Source organism: Altererythrobacter sp. CAU 1644 (genome assembly GCF_029623755.1).
GTDB lineage: Bacteria > Pseudomonadota > Alphaproteobacteria > Sphingomonadales > Sphingomonadaceae > Erythrobacter > Erythrobacter arenosus.
On sequence record NZ_CP121106.1, the window covers coordinates 3068216 to 3094786 of the forward strand.

Sequence of the window (26571 nt, forward strand, 5' to 3'; positions counted from 1 at the left end):
CTTCGTGATCCTAACACGACTGCGCTTGTCGCGCATCGCCTGTCCGTTCAGGCGAGCCCGACAATCTGGCCGCTGCTGTCGAGACCGATTTCGAAGGCGGCCGGTTTGCGCGGCAGGCCGGGCATCACCATGATGTCGCCGCAAATTGCGACAACGAAGCCCGCCCCCGCCGACAATCGCACCTCGCGCACTTCGACCGTGTGGCCTTCGGGCGCACCCTGCTTGGTCGCATCGGTGGAGAAGCTGTACTGCGTCTTGGCAATGCAGATCGGGAGATTTCCGTATCCCAGCTTCTCATATTCCTTGAGATCGCGGGCAGCGGAACTGACGATCACGACCTCCTCGGCCCGGTAGATTTCCTTGGCGATGGTCTCGATCTTTTCGCCCAGCGGCATTTCGCACGGATAGAGCAGTTCGACCTGGGGCGAGCCGCCATCAAGCACGGCCTTGACCGCTTCGGCCAGTTCCCGCGCGCCTTCCCCGCCTTCGGCCCAATGCTTGGAGAGGGCACAAGCAACCCCCATCTCGCCGCAGATCCGCTTGAGCGCGTCGATTTCCTCCTGGGAATCCTTGATGAAGTGGTTGATCGCAACGACCGGCGAGATGCCGTATTTCTTGAGGTTCTGGATATGGCGCCGGATGTTGACCGCCCCGCGCTCGAGCGCCTCCACATCTGGCGTTCCAAGGTCCTCCTTGGCCACACCGCCCTGCATCTTGAGCGCGCGGACCGTGGCGACAAGCACCACCGCATCGGGACGCAGGCCCGACTGGCGGCACTTGATGTCGATGAACTTCTGCGCCCCGAGGTCGGCGCCGAAGCCCGCTTCGGTCACGACGACGTCGGCCAGCTTGAGCGCACTCTGGGTCGCCATCACCGAATTGCAACCGTGCGCGATATTGGCGAACGGTCCACCGTGGATGAAGGCCGGATTGTGCTCGATCGTCTGCACCAGATTGGGGGCGAGCGCGTCCTTCAGCAGGACTGCCATGGCGCCGTCGGCACCAAGGTCGCGTGCCGTGATCGGCTCTTTCGCGCGGGTCCGGGCAACGATGATGTCCCCCAGGCGCCGCTGCAGATCATGGAGATCGGTGGCAAGGCAGAGGATGGCCATGATCTCGGAAGCGACGGTAATGTCGAACCCGCTTTCGCGCGGAATTCCGTGGGCCGGACCGCCGAGGCCGATCGTGATGTTGCGCAGCGCGCGATCGTTCATGTCGACCACCCGGCGCCAGGTGATACGCCGCGGGTCGATATCGAGTTCGTTACCCCACTGCAGGTGGTTGTCGAGCAAGGCGGCGAGCAGGCTGTGGGCCGAGGTGATGGCATGGAAATCGCCGTTGAAGTGGAGGTTGATGTCCTCCATCGGTACGACCTGGGCACGCCCGCCCCCTGCCGCACCACCCTTCATGCCGAAGCACGGCCCGAGCGAGGGTTCGCGCAGGCAGACCATGGCATTGACGCCAATCACATTCAGCCCGTCGGTCAGGCCGACGCTGGTCGTGGTCTTGCCCTCGCCCGCAGGCGTCGGGGTGATCGCAGTGACCAGCACGAGCTTGCCGTTCGGCCGATCCTTCATGCCGGAAATGTGATCGAGGCTCAGCTTGGCCTTGAAATGGCCGTGCGGGACCAGAGCTTCAGGAGCGAGGCCCAGCCGCCGCTCGGCCAGTCCGAGTATCGGCTCCATCCGCGCGGCGCGAGCAATCTCGATATCGGGCGCACCCGGTGGCGGCAGGTTTTCTTGCGGCATGGGCTCTTGCTCTCCCCCATAGTTGCCAGCCGGGCTGGCGGCGTTTCGATGTGGCCTGTCTGGTGAATTTGTAGGGTGGCACAAGGATTAGCAGAACTGAGGAAGGAAACTGATCCACAACATCAGTGAGCGTGATGGTAGGTGAGATGTTATCCCTGTCGCAAATAATGCTTTTTCAGTCTTCTCCGACGCTCATCAGCGATTCCAGCCAGGGCAGGTCCGCAAAGAGTTCGGGGAAGACCTCGCGCTCCAGAATGTCGCGGCATTCCTGAGTGATGTTGCGGGTCGCAGGACCGAGCATCCCGTCCCTGGCGATCAGCGTCATCCGCCTGAAGAAGCTCCCCCGGCTTATCGGCTTGACCTCGAGCCGTTCGATCACTCCCGGGGTCTGGAACAGGCAGAGCGGCGTCGTGATGCCCCAGCCATCGCCATTGGCGACGGCCTGCGAGTGGCCACTCACGGAGTCGAACTCGATCCGCTCGGGGAATTTGAACTGGAGTCGGTTGAGCTGCGCCTCGGTTTTTCGCCCCACCGACGAGCGCATCGAGAAGCGAATGAAGTTGCTGCCCGCCAGGTGCTCCCCAAGTTCCATCTCCATGGGAAAGCCCTTCGGGAAAATAAGGACATAGGGCTCCGAGAGGATCGTATAGCGTTCGACCCCGATGGTGCCGGAAACGTGCGATTCCTCGGTGATCATGATGTCGGCAGCGTGGGAATTGAAGCGCGCCTGTTGGTCGGGAAACAACCCGTTCGAGATCCGCCACGATCGTGCCATGTCCGAAGCCCGATGATAAAGCCGCGGCCCGAGGACGTTGGCGAGACTTTCCGGCATGGTGATCGAGAGCTGGGCGAGCTGCAGGTATTCCTCTTCGGCGGCCTCGAGATAGGCCTGCTGGACGTCAGCGAGGATCTTCTTGCCGCGCGACAGCAGGGCTTGCCCCGCGCTCGTCAGCACGATCGGGCGCACCGTCCGGTCGAACAATTGCTTGCCGACCGCCTCTTCCAGCGCGGCGATCGTCTGGGACACGCCCGACTGCGTCATTCCGAGCACTTCGGCCCCGCGGGTCATTCCCCCCTGCTCGGCCGTAGTCACGAACACCTGCAATGTGCGAAACTCGAAACTGCCGAGCTGCTTACCTTGCTTCATAGCTGGCAATTCTCCCCAATTGCGCAATTCACGCGCCGATATTTTCGCGCGTCCCAACCGCCCTGAGCAAGCGCGTTGATCACGATAAACTTTATCAGAATCCCTAATGGTTAGCCAATTAGCAGTCGACTCGTTTGAAGTGCCGCAGATTCAGCCTAGGCTTGGTGGCAAGGCTCATCGCGGGTTCCGCGCGCGCTTGGAACGACTTCAGCATCGCCACCGGCAATGTCTCGTCCCCGTGCTCTGTGAAGGCCTGAATAATATGGGGAGGGCGTAACCAATGAAGAAGTTGTTGACCGGTGCATCGAGCCTGGCCGTTGCGACCTGTTGTGTCGTACCAGCCTTCGCGCAGGATGCAGGCGCGCAGGCAGGCGCGCAGCAGCAAGGCGGCATTCCGACGATCGTCGTCACCGCAACCAAGCGGTCGGAAGATGCCCAGGACATCCCTGTGGCGGTCCAGGCGATCGGAACCGAAGAGCTCGAGAACCTCGGGATCGACGAGTTCACCGACTATCTCGTCCAGCTTCCCAACGTCACCGCCGGCGGCGGCGGCCCTGGCCAGTCGACCATCTATATTCGCGGCGTCGCCTCCACGACTCCGAACCTCACCACTGCAGGCGTGGCCGGTCTCGCGCCGAACGTCGCACTCTATCTCGACGAGCAGCCGCTCTCGCAGCCGGGCCGCAACCTCGACGTCTATGCGATCGACCTCGAGCGTATTGAAGTGCTTCCCGGGCCGCAGGGCACCCTGTTTGGCGCCAGTTCGCAGGCCGGTACGATCCGCCTGATCACCAACAAGCCGCGGCTGGGCGAGACCTCCGGTTTCGTCAACGCCAGCCTCTCCACCACCAAGGGGGGCGAGGAAAGCTACAAGCTCGAGGGCGGCATCAATCTGCCCCTGGGTGACATCGCGGCGCTCCGCGTCGTCGGCTATTATGACGATCGCGGCGGCTATATCGACAATGTTGCCGGCACCCAGACGCTGCGCGATTCGGCGCGCTTCCGCCCCGGCACCGCAGTGCGCGAGAACGGCACGGTGGTCGGCCCCAATCGCGCCGGCTTCCAGTCGGATGCAACCAATCTTGGCGGGATCGACAGCGCCAATACGACCTTCATCGCCGCCGACAATTCGGCCCTGGTCGAAGACGACTTCAACGACACGTCCTACAAGGGCTTCCGTGCGTCCCTGCGGGCCGAACTGACGCCCGACTGGACCGTCACGCTCGGCTACGCCAAGCAGTGGGTCGATTCCGAGGGCGTGTTCTTCGAAGATCCCGATCTCGGCGAATACAACGTCCAACGCTACGAGCGCGACGAGATTGACGACGATTTCGACAACATCAACTGGACGGTCGAAGGCCGCATCGGGGCGCTCGAAGTGCTCTACACCGGTGCCTATACCAAGCGTGATACCGCCCAGCGGATCGACTACACCGACTATCTCTTCATCGGGCAGTACCTGCCGTACTACCTGTGCGATTCGACGGTCAGCTACCCGGTCTACAACGCGTCCTACGGCGGGGTTGCGGGCGTGCCCTTCGGCACCTGCCAGGCACCCAACCTCTATGTCGCCTCGGTGACCGATACCAAGGTGCTGACCCAGGAACTGCGCTTCAACACGCCGGCCGACAAGCGCATCCGCCTGACCGCAGGCGGGTTCTATTCGGACCTGCAGCTCGATGAGCGCAATGACTTCAACTATCCGAACAATGTGAATGCCAATGTCTTCGGATCGGGCGGCGGGTTCTCGCCGAACTTCCCGTTCATGACCGGCTACACCTCGGATGACGGGCCGTTCGCTGCGGAGACGATCTTCCGCAACGACGTCCGCCGCACCGACAAGCAATGGGGCCTGTTCGGCGAGCTCAGTTTCGACATCGTCCCCGATGTGCTGACGGCCAAATTCGGCGCCCGCTATTACGATGTCGAGGTCGATCTGGAAGGAAGCGCGAACTCATCGTTCTGCAACAGCTTCCAGCCCGACGCGAACGCCTTCGGCACCGATATCTCGGACCAGTACAATGCCGATGGGCAATTCACCTTCCGCGGCACCTGCAACACCGCGCGACACATTACCTACACCGAGGGCCAATCGATCGCCGACATCCAGGCGATCGACCCGGCATTGAGCCTGTCGCAGGCAACCGCGATCTTCAACGCGCTGGCGGCTCCGGACAAGGCCTCGACGAGCGGATATATCTTCAAGGGGAGCTTGAGCTACACCCCGACGGAAGATCTGCTCTTCTACCTGACCTACTCCGAGGGTTTCCGCCCTGGCTTGCTCAACCGGCCGGGCGGACGCGTCAATGCAGCAGGCACTTTCACCGTGCCCTTCGAGGTCGAAACCGACGAAGTAACGAACTATGAATTCGGTTGGAAAACCAACCTCGCCGGTAATCAGCTGCAGTTCAACGGAAACGCGTTCTACGTCGACATCAAACGGCTTCAGACGACGATTTTCGATCCTACGATCACGAACCTGTTCTTCTCTGCCAATGCGGCAGATGCGAGGGTCTACGGCATAGAAGGGGACCTCGTCTGGGCGCCCTATTCAGTGCCAGGGCTGACCGTGACGAGCGCGTTCTCGATCCTCGATACGAAGATCACCAACGTCCTCATCCCGACGGGCGATGTGACCGAGGGTTCGGACCTCGCATTTGCGCCGAGCTTCCAGGGCAATATCCGAGCGCGGTACGAATGGGACCTGTCCGATACGCTGGAGGCACATATCATGCCGCAGGTCACGCACTCGGCAGGCTCGCGCAGCGATATCCTCGACAACAGCGCGATAGATATCGACAGCTGGACGATGGTTTCGCTCACGGCGGGTGTCTCGACCGGGACATGGAAGGCCGAACTGTTCGCAGACAATCTGTTCGATACGCATGCGATCCTGTCGGCGAACGGCGTGTTCGACGTGGCGCGCCAGACCCCGGCACGACCGCGCACGATCGGTATTCGTCTCGGCTACGACTTCTAGGCGCCGGATCGCAAACCGACCGGATATTTGTGATCAAGAGTGCCGATGATATGACGAGAGCGTCCCGGCCCGACCGGGGCGCTCTTTTCAATGCCAATCCGGACAGCACCATCCAGGAAAACGATCTCGAAACACGCCTCAAGGACGCGCAGAAGCAGGTCCAGACAGGCGATCTCGCCGCAGCGTCTACTATCGTGGCCGAAATCCTCTCGGATGAGCCCCGGTCGCGCGACGCGCTGTACCTCAAGGCGGTAATCGAGCGTTTCCAGGGCAATCCCGACGCGGCGCTGCGATCGATCGAGGAAATCAAGGCGGTCGCCCCGGAATTCGGGCGCGCCCACCAGGAAGAAGCGCACCTCCACTATCACGCGGGTAGATACGAGCAGGCGCTCGAGGCATATCGCCGGGCCTGCCACTACAATCCCTCGCTCATCGCCAGTTGGGATCGGCAGGCCGAGCTGTTCCAGCGCATCGGCAACCAGGGAGAAGCGCGCAAATGCGCCGAGCAGGCGCGGTGGCTCAAGTCGCTCCCGCCGCCGGTCCGCGCGGCGATGAACCACATCCACGAAGGGCGCCTGATCAAGGCCGAAGAGATGTGCCGCGCCTTCCTCCAGCACAACCCCCGGCATGTCGACGCCATGCGGATGCTGGCCGATATCGGCGCCCGCCTCAATGTGATGGAGGACGCCGAGTTCCTGCTCGAAAGCGCGGTCGCGTTCGAGCCCGAGCACGTATCCGCGCGGCTCGAATACATGCAGATCCTGCGCAAGCGCCAGAATTACGAAGCGGCGCTCGAACAGGCGCAGATCCTCTACGAGAGCAATCCGGAAGACCCGGTGTTCCAGTCGAACCTTGCGATCGAGAGTATGCACAACAACCGCTTCGAGCGCGCCTTCGAGCTGTTCGATCGCGTCCTTGAGAAGCAGCCCGGCGATCCTTCCACGCTGACCAGCCGGGGGCATGCGCTGAAGACCTTTGGCAAGCATGACGATGCGGTCGAAAGTTATCGCCGCGCCTATCGCTCCATGCCCGAACATGGCGATGCCTGGTTCGGCCTTGCCAACCTCAAGACCTATCGCTTCACCGATGATGAGGTGGCGATCATGCAGCGCGAGGAAGCCGGTGACCGGCTGGGCTACAACGCGCGGGCGCAGGTCTGCTTCTCGCTCGGCAAGGCCTTCGAGGATCGCAAGGAATACGAGCCGGCCTTCGAATATTACCGCCGCGGCAACGAGCTGAAGCGGGTGCAGTCGCGCTACGACGCCGATCAGATGACCGAGGAATTCGCGGCCCAGCGCGAGGTCTGCACGCCCGAATTGTTCGAGCGGCAGGGCGGCAAGGGTTTCCCAGCACCCGACCCGATCTTCATCGTCGGGCTGCCGCGCGCAGGCTCCACCCTGCTCGAACAGATCATCGCCAGCCACAGCCAGGTCGACGGCACGCTCGAGCTTCCGAATATCCTTTCGCTTGCGCACCGGCTGCGGCGCCGCAAGCAGGTGACCGATCAGTCGCAGTACCCGCAGATCCTGCACGAGCTGACCGACGAGCAACTGCACCAGTTCGGCGAGAAGTTCATCGAGGACACGCGGGTCCACCGCGCCGGAGCCCCCTTCTTCATCGACAAGATGCCGAATAATTTCCGGCATATCGGGCTGATCAAGCTGATCCTGCCCAATGCCAAGATCATCGACGCCCGCCGCGCGCCGATGTCCTGCTGTTTCTCGGGCTTCAAGCAGCTGTTTGCCGAGGGGCAGGAGTTCACCTACGGCCTCAACGAGGTGGGGCGTTACTATCACGATTACGTCCACCTGATGCGCCACTGGCACGAGGTGCTGCCGGGCCAGATCCTGCATGTGCAGTACGAGGACGTGGTTGCCGATACCGAGGCGCAGGTGCGCCGCATCCTCGACTACCTCGACCTGCCATTCGAGGAAGCTTGCCTGCAATTCCACAAGACCGAGCGCGTCGTCCGCACGGCCAGCAGCGAGCAGGTGCGCCAACCGATCAATACCAAGGGCCTCGAGGCCTGGAAGCCGTTCGAACCCTGGCTCGATCCGCTCAAGGATGCGCTGGGCGACGTGCTGGAAGATTATCGCCGCTAGCGGGGCACAGGGAGGGATTCTGATGACCGATGAGACCAGCGCGCGTATCGCGCCGCCGCTGACCGACCTGCCCATCGCAGTGTCGGAGCGGGGATTCTACTCGGGATTCAGCAAGCACGTTACGATCCCTTCGAAGATCATCATTTCGCTGCTGATCGTCTGGGCGATCGCCTTCCCGGTCAATGCGGGCGAAGTGCTGGGCATTGCCAACACCACCATCATCCGGCTGTTTTCGGGCTGGTACGTGTGGCTGGTGGGGGGCTTCCTCGTGCTGAGCATCATCCTCGCCGCCCTTCCCGCTTCCGGCAAGCTCAGGCTTGGCCGAGCCGGAGACGTCCCCGAGTTCTCGCGCTTCTCCTGGTTCGCGATGATGTTCGGCGCGGGCCTCGGCATCGGCATGCTGACCTATTCGACCGGCGAACCGCTGTCGCATCTGCAGAACAACCCGGTCATCATTGCCGGGGAGGCGACCGCGCTGACCGAAAACGCGGTACGCTCGGCCTATGTCTATTCCTTCCTCCACTGGGGCTTCTCCGCCTGGGCGATCTACGCGCTGGTGGGCCTTGCGATCGGCTATGTCGCCTATCGCCGCGGTCTGCCGCTGACGATCCGCTCGGGCCTCGCTCCATTGCTGGGCCATCGCTTGAGCGGGATGAGCGGCCATGCCGTCGACATCGTGGCGGTGGTGGCGACGATCCTCGGCATCTCCGTCACCCTGGGGCTCGGCGTCGAGCAGTTCGTACAGGGTCTCAACCGCATCGGCATGGGCGACTGGCTGCTGGCCAAGGACAATTCGGCCTCCATACCCGCCATCGTGCTCGCCCTGATGATCATCGTAGGTGCCTCGACGCTCTCCGCGCTTTCGGGCGTCGGTAAAGGGATCAAATGGCTTTCGAACCTCAATCTCGTGCTGTCTTTCATCCTGTTTGCAGCCTTCCTGATCGCGGGATCGGCTTTGTTCAGCCTCGAGATTTTCGCCCGCGGCCTGCTCGACTACGTCACCGCCCTGCCCGCACTCTCATTCATCACCAATGCGCCCGACGGAACCACGATCGGCGATGGGATCGCGCAGTGGCAACTCGACTGGACCGTGTTCTACTGGGCCTGGTGGATCGCCTTTGCTCCCTTCGTCGGCATGTTCATTGCGCGCGTTTCCAAGGGGCGAACCGTGCGCGAATACATCCTCGGCGTGGTGATCGCCCCGGCGCTGATGTGCTTTGTCTGGCTGTCGCTCGTCGGCGGGACGGCGGTCGAGCTGGTGCTGAGCGGCGCTGGGGAAGGCAATATCGTCGGCACGGTGCTGTCGGACCAACTCTACGCTACCATCGCCGCGCTGATGGACTCAGGCCTCGCCTATGCCTTTTCGGTGCTCGTGGTTCTGCTGCTGCTGACCTACGTCATTACGTCCGCCGACAGCGCGATCCTGGTGGTCAACACGATCAATGCGGGCGGCAACGACAGCGACCATGGCCGCAGGCACATCATGTTCTGGGGCGTCGCCATCGCGCTGGTCGTGGGCAGCCTGCTGTTGGTCGGCGGGCTCGACGCGATCCGCACCGCCATGATCATCGGCGCGCTACCCTTCAGCTTCGTAAGCGCGCTGCTGGCGGTGGCGGTCGTGAAGGCGATCTGGCGCGACACGATCCGCCTGCGGCACGGCATCGAATGCACCGTGCCGCCCGAAGCGAAGGCCGATCCCGCTAGCTGATGTTCGAATCCGGGAAGCTTGCCTTTCGGGTTTCCATGAACTCGATGAGCCGCGCGTCGATCTCTGGGTCAAGTTCGGGCGCGACATAGTCGGCCAGCAGTTGCTTGTAGAGCTGCTCGGCGCGCTGCTCGGCATCTAGCTTGCCGTCTTCGACCCACTGCTCGTAGCTGTTGTTGTCGGCAATTGTCGACCGGTAGAAGGCGCTCTTGAAGTTCGCCTGCGTGTGGCTGCAACCAAGGAAATGCTGGCCAGGGCCGACTTCACGCAACGCGTCCATCGCCTGCCCGTTCTCGCTCATGTCGACGCCATTGGCATAGACCGCCATCATCGCCGCCTGGTCGCAGTCCATGACGAACTTCTCGTAGCCCATGGCAAGCCCGCCCTCGAGCCAGCCGGCGGTGTGGAGCATGAAGTTTACGCCCGCGAGCAGCCCCTGCTGCAGCGTGTTGGCTGCTTCATAGGCGGCCTGCGCATCGGGCACCTTGGACGCGGTGAAACCGCCCGCACTGCGGAACGGCACGCCGAGACGCCGCGCCAGCGCAGCGCCGACGTTGATCACCAACGAAGCCTCGGGCGAACCAAAGGTCGGCGCGCCCGACTGCATCGACATCGAGCTTACAAAATTGCCGTAGATCACCGGCGCGCCGGGGCGCACCAGCTGGGCGAGCGACATGCCGACCATGCCCTCGGCAAGCGACTGCGCAGCAACTGCCGCGACCGTGACCGGGCTCATCGCGCCCGCGACGATGAAGGGGCTGACCATCACCGCCTGGTTGTGCCGTGCATAGACCTTGAGCGAACCGAGCATGGTGTCGTCGAAGGTCATCGGCGAATTGGCGTTGATGAGGTTGATCAGCACACAATTGTTCTCGACGAAGTCGTCGCCGAACACGATCTTGGCCATCGCGACCGAATCCTCGGCGCGGCTCGGATGCGTGACAGAGCCCATGAAGGCCTTGTCGCTATATTTGATGTGGCTGTAGACCATGTCGAAATGGCGCTTGTTCACCGGCAGGTCGACAGGCTCGCAGATCGTGCCGCCCGAATGGTGCAGGCTGTCGGCCATGTAGGCCAGCTTCACGAAATTACGGAAGTCCTCAATCGTAGCATAGCGGCGGCCGCCTTCGCGCGAATAGACGAAGGGCGAGCCATAGGCCGGGACCAGCACGGTGTTGTTGCCGCCGATCTCGACATTGTTGGCCGGATTGCGCGCATATTGCGTGAACTGACGCGGTGCGGTCGCCTGGATCAGTCCGCGGCACATTCCGCGTGGAAAGCGCACGCGTTCGCCGTCGGCAGTGGCGCCCGCCTTGACGAAAATCTCGATAGTCTCGGGGTCGTCCTTGATGTCGATCCCGATCTCGGAAAGGATCGTCTCGGCATTCTCTTCGATCTTGGCGAGATCGGCATCGCCGAGTACCTCGTAGGGCGGGATGTTGCGCTTGATATAGGGCGCGCGCGGCGTTGCCTCGGCAGCATTGGCTGCGGCCCGGCCGCGACGGCCCCCGGAACGTCCTTCTCTCGCCATTGTACTCGTCCTTCCTATGCTGTCCTGTCGCGCGAGCGGCGCCGGCGGCCCCGCCCCTGCTGGTTGTCATCGCTCGTCTGCGGCGCGGTGGGAAAAGCCATCGCCTCGACGAAATAGTCCTGGAACTTGGGTTCGGTCGCGGTTTCGACCTTCTCGATCAGGCGGACCGCCTCGACCAGCTTGTGCTGTTCGGCGCGGTTGAACATCGCCATGGCGGCGCCCATCCCTGCGGCATTGCCGATCGAGCGGATCTGCGCCGCCTCGGCGCCCGGGATGATCCCGATCCGCGCAACATATTCGGCGTCGAGATGATTGCCGAAGGCACCGGCCAGCAGCACTTCGTCGAAGCTCTCGCACCCGAGATGATCGGTTAGCAGGCGTACGCCTGCCGCCAGCGCGGCCTTGGCCAACTGCACGCTGCGAATGTCGGTCTGCTTGATCCAGATCTGCGCGCCGGGCTGGTCGACGAGGAGGAATTTCCAGCTCTTGCCGTCCTCCACGAAACGCGCCGGGCAGGATTCGGGACGGAACAAGCCGCCGCGATCGATAAAGCCCGCATCGGCCAGCTCGACCATGACTTCGAAAATGCCCGAACCGCAGATGCCGCTGATCCGGTGCGGCAGTGCAGAGCCGTCGCTGTCCGACAGCCAGCCGTCGTGGCCAATGATACGCACCTTGCTCTCGCCCGTAGCGGGGTCGATCCGCACGCGTTCGATCGCGCCCTTGCTCGCGCGCACGCCGGCGCTGATTTCCGCCCCTTCGAAGGCCGGACCGGTGGGCGAGGATGCCGCCGCGACCTTGCCGCCGTGGCTCAGCACGATTTCGGCATTGGTGCCGATATCGACGAGCAGGACGCTGCGTCCCTCCATCGCGTCGATCTGGGTGAGATAAGCGCCGGTGGTGTCCGCGCCGACGTGCCCGCCAACCAGGGGAAGCATGGTCACCCGTGCACTTTCCGAAAGACCAAGATCGAGCAGCCGCGCGGGAACCTCAAACAGGTCCTTCACCGCGAGCGTGAATGGCGCTTGACCAAGTTCGACCGGCGATATGCCAAGGAAAAGGTGGTGCATGATCGGATTGCCCACCGCGACAACCTCAAGGATCTGGTTGTGGCCGAGATTGAGAGTGACCCGCGCCTGTTCGAGCATCGCGGCGACCTGCTCGCGCACCGCCTGCGTGAGCTTCTCCTCGCCGCCCTTGTTGAGCATGCAATAGGACACGCGGCTCATCAGATCCTCGCCGAAGCGGATCTGCGGATTCATCGCGCTGGCTTCGTAGGCGAGCTCGCCTTGCGAAAGGTCGTAAACATAGAGCGCGATCGAGGTCGATCCGATATCGATCGCCGCGCCGTAGACATGGAACATTTCCGGCGGCCAGATGTCGATGATCTGCCGGTCGTCGCGCACCACAGCGATCAGGCGGCGGTCGTTCTTCGCCAGGATCGGCTGCAGCTTGACCAGCGTGCGGTGCTTGGGAGCCGCGTCGATGCCGAACTGGCGCAGCGCTGCACTGAGCGCTTCGGCATCGGACGGATTGTCGTCGAGGCCCTGCTGCGGAAGCTCGAGCATGTAGAGCTTTACGGCCGGGTCAAGCTCGGTCAGGAAGGCGACCGAAGCCTTGGAAATGCTGGTCTCGTACTCGCGCGCATCGGCGGGAACATCGACCACGACGTCGCCCAGCACTTTCGCACGACAGGCCAAGCGGCGGCCAGGCGGCAACCTGCCCTTGTCCACCCCACGCTGTTCGCTCTCCGTCCATTCCGAGAGCGCGTCTTCGCCGACGGTAATTCCGTATTTCGCATGACTGCCCGGCTCGACCTCGACCTGGCAGCGATTGCACATGCCCTTCCCGCCGCAGATCGACTGCAGGTCGACCCCGGCCGCCAGCGCAACGTCGTAGACGGTTTGGTCGCCGCTTGCCGTGGCGCGGATGCCCGAAGGCGTGAAGATGACCTTGTGCTGCGTCATCAGAGCCTCAACAGCCTCCCTCGGGCTGTCCGGCCCATTGTTGCAGCCCATCGGCAATCGCGTAATATCCGCCCTTCTCGGCGGTAAAGATGTGCCCGGGCACGGCGAGGCCATCGGTATCGTCGAGGCTTCCGGCCACGACGCTGATCGTCGCCGATTCCGGCTGACGCCAGAACAGCGGACTGCCGCAGCGCGCGCAGCGCCCCATTTCCGACGTGCCGGAGTGTTTGAACCAGCGGATCTCGCCATGCGCATCGAGGTCGTCCTTGCCGGTGCGGCAAGCGGCCATGAAATGACCGGTCACACGGCGGCACTGGCGGCAGTGGCAGTACCAGATATCGCGCAGGCCTTCGGCGCGGTACGTCACGCTACCGCACAGACACTGCCCGGTCCGCAGGTCAGCCACGACGCCTGCGACTGCCGCGACGCCCGCCGCGGCCCTCGCCTTCACCCTCTGGTGCAGGCTCGCGGTAAGTACGGATCCAGTTGGCGCAGTTGGGGTCGTTGCCGTTGAGCACATCCGCCGCCTTGATCGCCGGGACCAGCCCCTCGTGCAGCGGGTTGAGGATCGCGCTGGTCATCCCTGCGCATTGCAGCATGGGGAGAAACGAATTGTTGATTGCGTGGCGGTTGGGCAGGCCAAAGCCGATGTTCGACGCGCCGCAGGTGGTGTTGACGCCCAGTTCCTCGCGCAGGCGACGAACGAGGCGAAAGACGTCGCGCCCGGCGGAATTGATCGCGCCGATCGGCATGACCAGCGGGTCGACCACCACGTCTTGCGGCTTGATCCCGTGATCCTGTGCACGCTCGACGATGAGCTTGGCGATCTTGAAACGTTCGTCCGGATCTTCCGAAATGCCCGTCTCGTCGTTCGAAATGGCGACGACGGCGGCATCGTATTTCTTCACCAGCGGCAGGACCCGCTCCATCACCTCGCTCTCGGCGGTGGTGGAGTTGACCAAAGCGCGGCCCTGATAGACCGACAGGCCCGATTCCAGCGCCTCGATGATCGAGCTATCGATGCACAGCGGAACGTCGGTCACTGATTGCACCAGCTGGACCACTTCGGCGAGGATCTTCGGCTCGTCCGCCAGCGGGATGCCGGCGTTGACGTCGAGCATCTGCGCGCCCGCCTCGACCTGCGCCAGCGCATCGGCCTGCACCCGCGAATAATCGCCTTCCTTCATTTCGGCGGCGAGCAGCTTGCGCCCGGTCGGGTTGATGCGCTCGCCGATCATGACGAAAGGCTGGTCGAAGCCAATAATGACTTCCTTGGTGGCGGAACTGAGTACGGTTCGTGACATGCGGGCGTGGTCCTTATCCTTGAGCCGCCTGGAATTGGTGTTCGATACTTGCGTGGAGCGCATCCTCGGCGCGCGCGAGGCCCCATGGCTTGCGGTCGCCGAGCACGCCGGAGCGGGTGACGATCTCGCCCACGAATTGCTCCTGCTTGTAGGCCATCAGGTGAATGCCGCTGATCCCCTCGACCTCGGCCAACTGCTGCATCAGCTCGATCGCGATGGCGCGGCCTTCTTCCTTTGGCTTCTCGGCCTGTTCGAGGCGTCGAACGACCCCGTCCGGGATATGCACGCCGGGAATGGCGGTGCGCAGCCACATCGCGGTCTTGGCACTGGCCAGCACGCCCACGCCCATCAGGACGAAGCACCGCTCGGTCAGCCCCATGTCGACCGCGCGCTTCATGAAGTCGCGCGCCATCTCGAGGTCGAAGCAATATTGCGACTGGACGAATTGCGCGCCGGCCGCGACCTTCTTGGCGAACTGATCGACCCGGTTGTGAATCGGTGGAGCAAAGGGGTTGATCGAGGCGCCAAGGAGCAGGCGCGGGCCTTCATCGAGTTTGCGGCCTGACAGGAACTGCCCCTCGTCGCGCAAGGTGCGGATCGTCTGAAGCAGCGATACGCTGTCGAGATCGAACACCGGCTTGGCCTCAGGATGATCGCCCACGCTTACGTCGTCGCCCGACAGGCACAGCACCGAACATACGCCCAGCGCGGCGGCGCCGAGCACGTCGCCCTGCATGGCGATACGATTGCGGTCGCGGCACGACATCTGGATGATCGGCGAATAACCGACCCTCGTCAGCAGCGCGCAAACGCCCAGGCTCGACATGTGACAATTGGCGCCCGAGCCGTCGGTCGCGTTGATCGCGTCGACATAGCCGTCGAACAGTGCGGCGCGGTTGAGCACCTCGTCGGGGTCGGCGCTGTCGGGCGGCGCGATTTCGGTAGTAACGGCGAAGTGGCCTGCACGCAGCACCCGCTCGAAGCGGCCGTGCGAGCTGTGCCCGTCGCGCATCGGCAGCGGATCGCCAGGATTGGCACCGAACTCGTCGAAGGCGAACTCGTCAGTCATCGCGCGCGAGTCTTAGCCACGAGGATTTGCCCTTGTTGCGCTGGTCGACGGCGAACTGGACCTCGTGGATCGCCGCGCTGCCTTCGCGCATGCGGCTCGCGCCGTCCCAAGCGGCGTGCCAGACACAGCGCATCTCGGGCTTGACCTCGCACATGCCGTTCTCGCGCACCCCGCCGCAAGGCCCGTTGCGGATCGTCTTGGGACAGTTCATGGGGCAGGACATGCCGGTGCTCGACAGCACGCAATTGCCACACATCTTGCAGTCGAAGAATAACTCCTTGCCGGCCCGCTCGACCGCAGTGATCGGGCGGTCGAGGCTGCGACCAAAGACCTTGGTCACGCCGCGCAGCAGCGAGACGATTGCCGGGTTGATCGTGAGGTAGGCGCGCTCGAGCCCGCGCGAGTGGCGCACCGACCAGAGGCGGACGCTATACATGGGCCTGCGCCCCGGGAGCGACCGACATGGCAGCGATGGCGGAGGCGAGGTCGCCATAGCCGACATCGCGGAACACGTAGTTCAGCCCAAGCCGCTGGGCCGCTTCTTGCGCCTTGATGCGCAGCAGCGGCGTGTCGGTTTGCGCGAGATAGACGAGGTCGCGATAATTGCCGAACAAGCTCTCGAGCATTTCAGGATGGCGGTCGAGCGCAAGCCCCTGCCAGATCAGCCGATCGAAATGCTTCACCAGGAAATCGGTGACGAAGAAACTGCCTACTTCAGCATCGGTGATCTCCTCGAAGACCGGGCTGGTGGCGTAAAACTCATAGCAGTGCGCGTGCGGCAGTCTCTCGGCATCGTGGCGCTCGAGCACGGCATCGAGGGCGCCGCCGGTCCCACAGTCGCCGTACCCGATCAGCACCTGCGAATACTTCTCGCGGTGGTCCGCGAGATACTCGTCGACGCGCGGCGCGATCTGCGCCGGGCGATTGTGCAGTTCGGCTGGGAGGCAATGGAGGACCAGCGCGTCCTCGCCGATCCCCAACTGCTTGCGCAGTGCGATGATCTCGTTAGCGAGTGCACCGCAGGCCAGGATCAGTGCCGGGCCATCGGGATTTCGCTTGGTGGTCGCCAGGCTCGCCCCGACAGCACCCGCCTCGCCCTGCGGCTTGGCGCGTCGTGCCAGTCGCGACTGCCGTCCGCCCGACCGGCGAGCGGCGCTGCCCATCAGCGGTTCTGCCCGACCAGTGCGCGGGCGAGCTCTGCGCTCATCGCCGCGTCGCGACCGTATTGCGTGGCCCCGATCGCATCAGCGAATTCCTGGTTGAGCGGCGCGCCGCCGACCATCACCGGCAGTTCTTTCATGATCCCGCGCTTGTCGAGCTCTTCGATCACCACGCCCATGTAGGGCATGGTGGTGGTGAGCAGCGCCGACATGCCGAGGATCGCGGGCTGGTGCTCGTCGATCGCGGCGAGGTAATTCTCGACCGGGTTGTTGATGCCGAGGTCGATCACTTCGAACCCGGCGCCTTCGAGCATCATGCCGACGAGGTTCTTGCCGATGTCGTGGATGTCTCCCTTGACCGTGCCGATGACATATTTGCCGAGGCTCGCCTTGTTGTCGCTGGCGGCGAGGATCGGGCGCAGCAGTTCCATGCCCGACTTCATCGCGCCCGCGCATTGCAGCACTTCGGGCACGAACAGGATGCCATCGCGGAAGTCGATCCCGACAATCCGCATCCCTTCGACGAGTGCCTCGCTCAACACCTGGTTGGCATCCCACCCGCGTTCGAGCAGAATCTGCGTACCTTCATGGACCTCGTCGGCCAAGCCGTCGTAAAGGTCGTCCTTCATCTGTTCGACGAGATCTTCATCGTTCAGATCGCGCAGGATGATGTCTTCTTCGTCACTCATTGGCCGCATCCTCTCCTGAGCGACCGGGACGGCACTGCGCCGCCCGGGAATCCCCCTGTCCCGGGAGTGCTGGGAAAATGAGACCGAGCGCCGAATCTGTCTATTCCGGATGCGACATCGGATGCTACAAATGCGACACTTCAGTCATGCAATCTGCATGGGCTGACAGGGGGCGACCGGAGGGGAGAATGGCGAACGCGGCACCTGCAGCGAACGGCGCAAACGGCGTCGCCACGGCGGCACCGAAAAACTTCACATTCCTGCTCGTACCGGAGTTCTCGATGATCGCATTTACAGCGGCTATCGAGCCGTTGCGCGCGGCCAACCGTGTGTCGGGAAAGACACTCTATTCGTGGAACGTCGCTACGCTCGACGGCAATGACGTGATGGCCAGCAACGGCGTGCGGGTGATGGCCGACCGCAAACTTGTCGACATCGCTGCAGGCGGAATCCTGTTGCTCTGTGCGGGGCTTTCACCGCTCGCCCATGCGCGGCCCGATTTGCTCGCCGCGATGCGGCTGCAAGCCCGGCGCTGCGAAGCGCTGGGCGGCGTGTGCACCGGTAGTATCATCCTCGCCAAGGCCGGCCTGCTCGACGGCTATCGCTGTACCGTCCATTGGGAAGACCTGGTCAGCTTCTCCGAAAACTTCCCCGAGCTGGAAATCACCTCACGGCTCTACGAGATCGACCGCGACCGGATCACCTGTTCGGGCGGAACCGCCCCGCTCGACATGATGATCCACTTCATCGCGCTCGACCATGGGCGCGAGCTGGCGACCGGAGTTGCCGAGCTGATGGTCCATCACTTCGCGCGTGAGGCGCACGAACCGCAGCGGCTCTCGATCCTCGAGCGCACAGGAGTGCGCCATCCCAAACTGCTCCAGGCCATCGCGCTGATGGAGGAGGCGATCGAACTGCCAGTGTCGGTCGACCAGATCGCGGATGGTGCCGGATTGTCCCCGCGGCAGATGGAGCGGCTGTTCCGGATGCATTTCCAGAAGACGCCTTCTCGCTATTATCTCGGCCTGCGCCTCGCCCGCGCGCGCCACCTGCTGGGGCATACCGCGCTGCCGGTGGTGCAGGTTGCGCTGGCGACCGGTTTCGCTTCGCCAGCGCACTTTACCAAGTGCTACCGCGAGGCCTTCGGAAATACGCCGAGCGCCGAACGGCAATCGCCGGTCAAGGCACGGCTGCCGCTTAGCGAAGAGACAAGCTAGTCTGTGCTCCGCGGATCGAATTCGAACACTGCCGGCGTGGTCGGGCGCGCCACCACGAAATCTTCCTGCTCGGCCGCAGGCACGTTGCGGCGCCGGATGGTGCGATAGATGCCGAACAGGACCAAGGCGGCATGCATGGCGCCAGTGTAGCCGAACAATGCGGACGGTCCGAATGAGGTCATGATCCATGGCGACACCAGCGGCCCAGCCACCGAACCGAGGCCATAGACGAGCAGCAGGCCGCCACTGACGGCGACGAAATCCTCCGGCTCCGCATGATCGTTGGCATGTGCGGCGGCTAGGCCGAAGATCGCCATGGCAAACACGCCATAGGCTGCCGCCCCGGCCAGCATGGCGTATTCCGACAGCGCACCCGTCGCCATCAGCACCGCTCCCGCGATCGCCGCCCCCAGCGCCGCGAGGATCAAGATCAGCCGACGGTCGACCACGTCTGACATCAGGCCGAGCGGGTATTGCGCGGCCGCACCGGCAAGGATCGCCGCGCTCATGAAGCTGGCGACCATCGCCGCGCCATACCCCATCTGCTGGACGTAGATTGGCCCGATCGACCAGAAGGCGCCATTGGTCAGCCCGACAGCGAAACAGCCCGCCACTGCCAGCGGCGAGACCGACCACAACCGCCTGAGGTTGAGCTTCGCCTCCCGCGGCGGTGACGGATGCTCGATCCGGGTCAGCGCGACCGGCACGATGGCCAGCGCGATGAGCACGGCGACGAGCGAGAACAGGACGAAACCGGCTGGATCGGCAAGCAACAGCAGATATTGCCCCACCGTCATCGCGGCGAAGTCGATGATCCGGTAGATCGCCAGTACCTGCCCGCGGTTGGCGTTGGTCGAGCGTTCGTTGATCCAGCTTTCGATCAGCATGTAGAGACCGGCGAAACTGAAGCCGACGACGACCCGCAAACCTGTCCAGAGCCAGGTCGAGGGTTCGATCGCGAAAATCAGGCTGGAGGCAGCCGCAATGGCGGCGAGCGCGGCGAAGACCCGGATGTGGCCGACCCGGCGAACCATCTCCGGCGTCATCAGGCAGCCGAGGATGAAGCCGGCGTAGTAACCCGCCATGACCACGCCGATCGCCTGCAGCGGGAAGCCTTCGATATTGGCGCGGATCGACACCAAAGTATTTTGCAGCGCGCCGCCAGCCAGCAGAATCGCCGAGGAAGCGAACAGCGAGCCCAGAGCGAGAAATATGCGGACCATCACATACCTTTCGGCAGCGCTTCGGCGGCCCGGCGGCCGCGATCAGGCAAACTGCGTCACAAAACCCGGTCGCAGATAGGCCTCGTCCCATGCCGGTCGCAAGAACACCTGTTCGAGTTCCGGCGCAAAACTCTCCGGATCATCGCTGGCATAGGCGGGATCGAAACTGGTCTGATCCCACGCCTCGCAGAAATGAACCGTCGCCGCGTAGTGCGGATTGGCGCGATATTTCTCGCGCGCGTCAGGATCGAGCCCGACCTTGTCGCCGTAATATTTGAACTGGAAGATGCCGTGGTGACGCACCGCCCAGGTGCATTCCTCGCGCACATAGGGGGCGATGATCGAAGCGGCGAGCGTGTCGTGGTTCTGCGGTGCAAGCTCGTCACCCAGATCATGCAGCAGCGCGGCGACCACCCAGTCGGCATCCGCCCCTTCCCGCCGTGCGCGGGTGGCGGTCTGGAGCGAGTGCTCAAGGCGCGAGACCTGGTAGCCCGACAGCCCTTCCCCCATAGCGCGCAGCCGCTCCATCAGCCGTCGGGGCAGATCCGCCTTATAAGCAGCCTCATGCTCCTCGATCAGCGCGTAATCTTCGCGCGTGCCTGCATCCATGCGGGTGAAAGAGACCTTGTCCGTCGCGCTCATGCCGCTTCCCGGCCGAGGCTTGCCACGCCGTCGCGCATCAGCGTGCGCCACAGGCTGCGCGGCCCGTCATGGTCGATATAGCACCCCTGCAGGTGCCGCTTGCCACTGGTCCCGTCGAAGGCCGTGCGCCCATGCAGCGTACGGCGGTTGTCCATCATCAGCAGCAGACCCGGTTCGAACGGGAAGCTCAACTGGAATTGCGGATCATTGGCCATGCGCTGGAGCCGCCGCCGCCCGGCATAGAACAGGTCGAGTTGTTCGGGTGCAGCGGGCAATACGTAATCGAGGCGCGAGCTCAGGCGCAGGCCGATCAGCCTGCCGAGATTGTCGCGCTCAACCAGCGGGCTGGCATCCTCGACGATGCAGCTCGAAGTATCGTAGCGGAACCGCACAGGCAGCTCTTCGAGCGCGCGTGCCTCGTCAGGCGCGATCTCGGCGATCCGTTCAACCAGCGCCAGCCCGTCGACCACGGTCGAGAAGCCTCCCGCAACGCTGTTTTCGAGGCAGTGCAGGAACTGGATGCCCGGAACGGGAAAGCGATAGGGGTTGTCGGTATGCGCCGCGAGCGCAAGGCCGGTGTAGGCGAGATCGGTCGCCACCGGCTTGCTGTAAACGTCAAAAAGCCGACCCCAGTTAGTCTCGCGGATATAGCCGAAGCGCTGCGCCAGTGCGTCAAGATCTCCGGCTTCGTGCGGCGTGCCGCGAATGATGCAAAAGCCGCGGGTGAAGAATCCTTCCAGCAAGGTCCGCATACCGTCCGCGCCATCGATCTCATCGAAATGGGCGGAGGGAATCTCGCCGCTGGCATTCGTCCAGGCGACCGGCGTTGGCGTCCGCTCGGGATCGTCCTCCCAGCCACATTCGACCAACAGGCGCAAGGGATCGAAGTGTCCGCTATAGCCATCGCTGAACTGGACCGTGAAGCTATCCTCGCCACCGATTTCGATGACCCGCAGATCGTCGGGCAAGTCGTTGGGTTCGTAGAGGCGCTGGTGATTGAGCGGGTCGAGCGCGTCGGGCTCGCTCACCCTTTCGCGCAGCCATATAGGATGCAGGGCGAGTCGCTCTGCGTCCCCCCGGCTCAGAATGGCACCGCCCGATTGCGGGTCGGCAGCAAGAACGACACCATCCACCATAGCGACACCTCTCAATGCCTTGCACGGACCGCGAACCTGCGTCCCGCACTTGATCAGCAATCTACAATTCCGAGGCCGATTTCACCAGCACGCCCCAGACGAATTCCGCAAAGCTGCGCCAAACCTCGACCACGAAGCGTGTTTCGCTTTCGCGGATCAGCACGATCTCGACCCCTTCGAAGATCGTTCGCTTTCCGCTTCCGACGGGAAAGTTCTCGAGATCCAGCGGGTTTCCCCCCCTCAAGACCTCGACCGCGCGTGCCCCCTCTACCGCTATTGCAACCTGGCGTTCCGAGACGTCGACCACGCTTACCGCTTCGCCCGGGCGACCGGGTGCAGCGGTGCCCATCGGGACGCGCATCAGCCATTCGTCGGGACCGAGGCAGATAATACCGTCGCTGGTCGATCCGATCGCGCGCGGCAGCCCTCCGCCGATCACGCGGTCGAGCAGGTCGGCCTCTCTAGCGCGTAGCGAATAGCGCGCCATCGGCGGCTCGAGCGCGACCCTCGCGCCAACGAATTCAACCGGCGAGGCGGGCACGGGTTCGGTCCGGCGAAGCGCTTCAGCCATCGAGCCGTTCCCCCTTCTCGTCGTAGAACACCATGCCGGTCACCTTGGCCGCGATGGTCCGATCCGGCATGGGAACGTGGAGGATTTCGCCCATCCGGTCATGCCCACCGGCGACCATGGCAATCGCGATCGAACGGCCGAGCGTCGCGCTCCAGTAGCTCGAGGTGACATGGCCGAGCATGGTCATCGGCACGGGCTGCCGCGGATCGGCGACGATCTGTGCTCCCTCCTCCAGCACTTCGCTGGGGTCTTCGGTCAGCAGACCGACGAGCTGCTTGCGGCCCTCGGCCACGATGTCCGGCCGCGCTAGTGAGCGCTTGCCAACGAAATCGAGCTTTTTCTTGCCGATCGCCCAGTCGAGCCCGGCGTCCATCGGCGTGATCGTACCGTCGGTGTCCTGCCCGACGATGATGTAGCCCTTCTCTGCGCGCAGCACGTGCATGGTCTCGGTGCCGTAGGGCGTAATCCCGTGCTCCTGCCCCGCTTCGAACAGCGCCTCCCATACGGCGCGGCCAAAGGCGGCCGGCACATTGATTTCGAAGCCCAGTTCACCGGTGAAGCTGACGCGGAACAGGCGCGTCGGCACGCCGCAGATCGTTCCCTCGCGCACAGCCATGTGCGGGAAAGCCTCGGGCGCGAGGTCGATGCCTTCGACAAAGGGCGCAATGACCTCGCGCGCCTTGGGGCCTTGCAGCGCGATGACCGCCCATTGCTCGGTCGTGCTGGTCAGCCAGACGTCGAGATCGGGCCACTCGGTCTGGAGGTAGTCCTCCATCATGTTGAGTACGCGCGGCGCACCGCCGGTGGTCGTGGTGAGGTGGAAGCGGTCGTCAGACAGCCGCGCCGACACGCCGTCGTCGGTGATGAAGCCGTCTTCCTTGAGCAGCAGGCCATAACGGCAGCGCCCCGGCTCCAGCATCTTCCACGGGTTGGTGTACATGCGGTTGAGGAATTCCGCCGCATCCGGCCCGACGACCTCGATCTTGCCCAGCGTCGAGGCATCGAAGATGCCGACGCCGTTTCTGACCGCCAGGCACTCGCGGTTGACCGCGGCATGCATGTCCTCGCCGGGTTGCGGGAAGTAGCGCGCGCGGCGCCACTGGGCGACCGGCTCGAACACTGCGCCGTGCTCTTCCGCCCAGCTGTCGATATTGGTCTTGCGCGTCGGCTGGAACAGCGCGTCCTTCGCATGACCCGCCATCGCGCCGAAGGTCTGCGGCGTATAGGGCGGGCGGAAGGTCGTCAGGCCGATCTGTGGGATCGGACGGCTGAGCGCGGTCGAGGCAAGCTGCAAGCCGTTGAGATTGCTCGTTTTACCCTGATCGGTCGCCATGCCGGTGGTGGTGTAGCGCTTGATATGTTCGATCGACTTGAAACCCTCGCGCACAGCCAGGTCGATGTCCTTGGCGGTCACGTCATTCTGGAAATCGACGAACGCCTTGATCGTCGCGGGATCCCTCGGCGTCGGGAGCCGATCGATATTGATCCCGCCGCCGAAATCCCAGTCGCCGCTGCAGGCACCGACGCAGCGAACCTTTTCGTGCGGCTTGTCGGGCAGGTATGCTCCCCAGTTCTCGTCCCAGCGGATCGAGCCCTTCGAATGCGACCACAGGTGAATGCTCGGAGTCCAGCCACCCGCCATCAGCAGCGTGTCACAAGCGATACTCAATTTCTTCCCGCCCAAATTCGGCGCGACTTCAATCGCACTGACCGCGTGCCGACCCGAAACATCCATTACGCTCGAGGCGAGATGGACCCCGATCCCGCGATCTTCGGCCATCGCCATCAATGGCTCCGACACTCGGTCCCGGCAGTCGACAATCGCCGCGATGCCGACGCCTGCATCGTGCAGCGCGAAAACGTCATGCCAGCCGCTGTCGTGGCAGGCCATCAGCGCTACTTTACGCCCCACGGCAACGCCGTAGCGATGGAGATAGGTCCTCGCTGCGGAGGCCAGCATCACGCCGGGCGTGTCATTGCCTTCGAAAACCAAGGGCCTCTCAATCGCGCCCTGCGCGAGCACCACTTCGCCAGCGCGGATACGCCACAGCTTCTCGCGCGGTCCCTTGCCTGCGTCGGCAAGGTGATCGGTCAGCCGCTCAACCGCAGTGATGAAATTATCGTGGTAATAGCCGAGCGCGGTCGTGCGCGTCAGCAGTTGGACATTGGACGCAGCGTGAAGTTTCCTCACCGCGGCTGCCAGCGAATCCCATTGTGCCGGATCGCTGAGCGCACCGCCGCCAAGCTCGTCCTGCTCGTCGACCAGCACGACGCGGCCGCCGGAATTGGCCGCTGCCAGCGCCGCTTCGATGCCCGCAGCGCCTCCCCCGACCACCAGCACCTCGCAGTGGAGATAGGCGGCGGTGTAGTCGTCGGGATCGGGCAGTTCAGGCGCATCGCCCAGCCCCGCCATATTGCGGATCGCGGGCTCGTAGAGCTTCTCCCAGAAGCTGCGCGGCCACATGAACGTCTTGTTGTAGAAACCCGCCGGGAAGAACCGCCCCAGCCGGTCGTTGATCGCACCGAGATCGGTCTTGAGCGATGGCCACCGATTCTGGCTGCGCGCGTCGAGACCGTGGTAGATTTCCACCCCGGTCGCGCGCAGGTTCGGCGTGAAGCGACCCGGCCCGCGATCGACCGAGACCAGCGCGTTCGCCTCCTCGGTGCCCGCCGACATTACGCCGCGTGGACGATGATATTTGAAGCTGCGGCCGAACAGCATCTCGCCATCGCCCAGCAACGCGCTCGCCAGCGTGTCGCCCGCAAAGCCGTGGCGTGCCCTGCCATCCCACTGGAATTCGACCAGACGCGAACGGTCTACCCGCCCCAGCCCCTCGACGCGCCAGCCGCTCACTTGCGTGGCTCCCCGGCCTTGTAGGTCACCTCGAACTTGTCGCTGGCGGTGTCGCGTACCGCGTTGAAGAAGCGTCCACAGCCGAAGCTGTGCCGCCAGCGTTCATGATGGCGACCGCGCGGATTATTGCGGATGAAGAGGTATTTCTCCCACTCCTCATCCGAGAGCGCCGAAGGATCAAGCGGGCGCGCGATATGCGCCTCGCCGGCATAGGTGAATTCGACCTCTGGCAGATCATGTCCGCAATAGGGGCAGCGGATCAGCAGCATCTCAGTGCGCCACCGCAGCGGCCGCGGCCTCGTCGATCAGGCGCCCGTTGCGGAACCGTTCGAGCGTGAAAGGCGCGTTGATCGGGTGCGGTTCGTCCTTGGCGATGGTCCAGGCGAGCAGGTCCGCAGCGCCTGGAGTGGCCTTGAAGCCGCCTGTCCCCCAGCCGCAATTGACGTAGAGCCCCTTCACTGGCGTCTTGCCGAGGATCGCCGAGCGGTCGGGCGTGACGTCCACCGTGCCTGCCCAACTGCGCAGCATCCGCATCCGGCGGAAGATCGGAAATATCTCGCAGATCGCGGCGATATTGTGCTCGATGATGTGCGAGGCGCCGCGCTGCGAATAGCTGACGTATTGGTCGGTACCCGCGCCGATCACCAGCTCGCCCTTGTCCGACTGGCTCATATAGGCGTGGACCGTGTTCGACATGACCACGCAGGGGAAAACCGGCTTGACCGGCTCGCTGACGAGCGCCTGCAGCGGGAAACTCTCCAGCGGAAAGTCGAGCCCGGCCATCTTCATGATCAGCGAGCTGTTACCTGCTGCCGAGACGCCGATCTTCTTCGCACCGATAAAGCCGCGCTCGGTCTCGACGCCTTCGACCGCGCCATCCGCCCCCCGACGGATGCCAGTCACTGCGCAGTTCTGGATGATGTCGACTCCGAGCGCGGCGGCGGCCCGGGCATAGCCCCAGGCCACACTGTCATGCCTCGCCGTTCCACCACGCCGTTGTAGCGCCGCCCCCAGCACCGGATAGCGTGCCCCCGGATCGATCGAGAGCGGCGGGCAATATTCCTTCGCCTCTTGCGGCGTCAGCCATTCATTATCGACACCATTGAGGCGGTTGGCGTGGATGTGCCGCTTGAAGCTCTGCACATCGTGGACATTGTGCGCGAGCATCATCACCCCGCGCTTGGAATACATGACGTTGTAGTTGAGCTCCTGGCTCAGCCCGTCCCACAACTTCAGCGCATGATCGTAGAGATGGGCACTTTCGTCATAGAGATAGTTCGAACGGATGATGGTGGTGTTGCGCCCGGTGTTGCCGCCGCCCAGCCAGCCCTTCTCAATCACAGCGACATTGGTGATGCCGTGCTTCTTGGCGAGATAATAGGCCGCGCCAAGCCCATGTCCGCCTGCGCCGACGATAACGACGTCGTAGCTCTGCTTGGGCGCAGCGTCGGGCCACTGCTCGGGCCACGACTTGTGGTGGCCGAGCGCCTTGGCAAACAGGTTCAAGGCATTGAATGGGGTCATCC

21 protein-coding genes are annotated in these 26571 nt (G+C 63.7%); 4 read left to right on the forward strand and 17 right to left on the reverse strand.

The genetic code is table 11. The annotated features are described in order from the left end of the window. Positions 1–47: 47 nt before the first annotated feature. Together P7228_RS15255 and P7228_RS15260 are read right to left on the reverse strand one after the other, a co-directional pair. Positions 48–1748, reverse strand: coding sequence for a formate--tetrahydrofolate ligase (locus tag P7228_RS15255; RefSeq protein ID WP_278016085.1), 1701 nt, complete (start codon positions 1746–1748; stop codon positions 48–50). Between the two features lie 175 nt (positions 1749–1923). Further along, entirely contained in the window at positions 1924–2895 is a 972-nt protein-coding gene (locus P7228_RS15260; protein WP_278016086.1) for a LysR family transcriptional regulator, read from the reverse strand. A gap of 280 nt (positions 2896–3175) precedes the next feature. Between P7228_RS15260 and P7228_RS15265 the strand changes: the two genes are divergently transcribed. The 3 genes from P7228_RS15265 to P7228_RS15275 are packed head-to-tail and all read left to right on the forward strand — an operon-like array spanning position 3176 to position 9685. After that, complete coding sequence (locus tag P7228_RS15265) at positions 3176–5875, forward strand: TonB-dependent receptor (RefSeq protein ID WP_278016087.1); 2700 nt, start codon at positions 3176–3178, stop codon at positions 5873–5875. Positions 5876–5925: 50 nt separating this feature from the next. Continuing rightward, positions 5926–7977: a tetratricopeptide repeat-containing sulfotransferase family protein gene (locus tag P7228_RS15270; RefSeq protein WP_278016088.1), complete on the forward strand. Its 2052-nt coding sequence runs from the start codon at positions 5926–5928 to the stop codon at positions 7975–7977. A gap of 22 nt (positions 7978–7999) precedes the next feature. Next, positions 8000–9685: a BCCT family transporter gene (locus P7228_RS15275; protein WP_278016089.1), complete on the forward strand. Its 1686-nt coding sequence runs from the start codon at positions 8000–8002 to the stop codon at positions 9683–9685. Here the strand turns inward: P7228_RS15275 and P7228_RS15280 are convergent. From P7228_RS15280 to P7228_RS15315, 8 genes are read right to left on the reverse strand one after another with little or no spacing between them, the layout of a single operon-like run. Continuing rightward, positions 9678–11213, reverse strand: coding sequence for a trimethylamine methyltransferase family protein (locus P7228_RS15280; RefSeq protein WP_278016090.1), 1536 nt, complete (start codon positions 11211–11213; stop codon positions 9678–9680). The two genes, P7228_RS15275 and P7228_RS15280, sit on opposite strands and share 8 nt — an antisense overlap. Before the next feature lie 14 nt (positions 11214–11227). Next, positions 11228–13180 carry an ASKHA domain-containing protein gene (locus P7228_RS15285; protein ID WP_278016091.1) on the reverse strand — a complete coding sequence of 651 codons (1953 nt, stop codon included), beginning with the start codon at positions 13178–13180 and terminating at the stop codon, positions 11228–11230. A 7-nt stretch (positions 13181–13187) separates the two neighbouring features. Next, a complete protein-coding gene (locus P7228_RS15290) occupies positions 13188–13586 on the reverse strand; it encodes a GFA family protein (protein ID WP_278016092.1) in 399 nt (132 codons plus the stop codon). After that, positions 13579–14484 carry a methyltetrahydrofolate cobalamin methyltransferase gene (locus P7228_RS15295; protein WP_278016093.1) on the reverse strand — a complete coding sequence of 302 codons (906 nt, stop codon included), beginning with the start codon at positions 14482–14484 and terminating at the stop codon, positions 13579–13581. Before P7228_RS15295 ends, P7228_RS15290 begins: the two co-directional genes overlap by 8 nt. 13 nt (positions 14485–14497) lie before the next feature. After that, on the reverse strand, positions 14498–15553 hold the full coding sequence (locus P7228_RS15300; protein ID WP_278016094.1) for a methylenetetrahydrofolate reductase: 1056 nt from the start codon (positions 15551–15553) through the stop codon (positions 14498–14500). Next, a complete protein-coding gene (locus P7228_RS15305; protein ID WP_278016095.1) occupies positions 15546–15989 on the reverse strand; it encodes a methylenetetrahydrofolate reductase C-terminal domain-containing protein in 444 nt (147 codons plus the stop codon). The genes P7228_RS15300 and P7228_RS15305 overlap by 8 nt, the downstream gene beginning before the upstream one ends. Beyond that, complete coding sequence (locus tag P7228_RS15310) at positions 15982–16716, reverse strand: DUF1638 domain-containing protein (protein ID WP_278016096.1); 735 nt, start codon at positions 16714–16716, stop codon at positions 15982–15984. Before P7228_RS15310 ends, P7228_RS15305 begins: the two co-directional genes overlap by 8 nt. Beyond that, the gene (locus tag P7228_RS15315; protein WP_278016097.1) at positions 16716–17402 is read right to left on the reverse strand and encodes a corrinoid protein; all 687 of its coding nucleotides are present in this window, start codon (positions 17400–17402) and stop codon (positions 16716–16718) included. Before P7228_RS15315 ends, P7228_RS15310 begins: the two co-directional genes overlap by 1 nt. Before the next feature lie 188 nt (positions 17403–17590). Here P7228_RS15315 and P7228_RS15320 point away from each other — a divergent pair, with 188 nt between their 5' ends. Further along, on the forward strand, positions 17591–18619 hold the full coding sequence (locus tag P7228_RS15320; protein WP_278016098.1) for a GlxA family transcriptional regulator: 1029 nt from the start codon (positions 17591–17593) through the stop codon (positions 18617–18619). On the opposite strand, the gene P7228_RS15325 is transcribed toward P7228_RS15320, so the two are convergent. The 7 genes from P7228_RS15325 to P7228_RS15355 all read right to left on the reverse strand — a co-directional run bounded on the left by P7228_RS15325 (position 18616) and on the right by P7228_RS15355 (position 26569). After that, positions 18616–19842: an MFS transporter gene (locus tag P7228_RS15325; RefSeq protein ID WP_278016099.1), complete on the reverse strand. Its 1227-nt coding sequence runs from the start codon at positions 19840–19842 to the stop codon at positions 18616–18618. The genes P7228_RS15320 and P7228_RS15325 overlap by 4 nt on opposite strands. A 42-nt stretch (positions 19843–19884) precedes the next feature. Further along, positions 19885–20484, reverse strand: coding sequence for an HD domain-containing protein (locus tag P7228_RS15330; protein WP_278016100.1), 600 nt, complete (start codon positions 20482–20484; stop codon positions 19885–19887). After that, entirely contained in the window at positions 20481–21452 is a 972-nt protein-coding gene (locus tag P7228_RS15335; RefSeq protein ID WP_430732517.1) for a TauD/TfdA family dioxygenase, read from the reverse strand. Before P7228_RS15335 ends, P7228_RS15330 begins: the two co-directional genes overlap by 4 nt. A gap of 229 nt (positions 21453–21681) precedes the next feature. Continuing rightward, the gene (locus P7228_RS15340; protein WP_278016102.1) at positions 21682–22191 is read right to left on the reverse strand and encodes a sarcosine oxidase subunit gamma; all 510 of its coding nucleotides are present in this window, start codon (positions 22189–22191) and stop codon (positions 21682–21684) included. Beyond that, positions 22184–25045, reverse strand: coding sequence for a glycine cleavage T C-terminal barrel domain-containing protein (locus tag P7228_RS15345; protein ID WP_278016103.1), 2862 nt, complete (start codon positions 25043–25045; stop codon positions 22184–22186). Before P7228_RS15345 ends, P7228_RS15340 begins: the two co-directional genes overlap by 8 nt. After that, complete coding sequence (locus tag P7228_RS15350; protein ID WP_278016104.1) at positions 25042–25314, reverse strand: sarcosine oxidase subunit delta; 273 nt, start codon at positions 25312–25314, stop codon at positions 25042–25044. Before P7228_RS15350 ends, P7228_RS15345 begins: the two co-directional genes overlap by 4 nt. Position 25315: 1 nt before the next feature. After that, complete coding sequence (locus P7228_RS15355; RefSeq protein WP_278016105.1) at positions 25316–26569, reverse strand: sarcosine oxidase subunit beta family protein; 1254 nt, start codon at positions 26567–26569, stop codon at positions 25316–25318. Positions 26570–26571 lie beyond the last annotated feature (2 nt).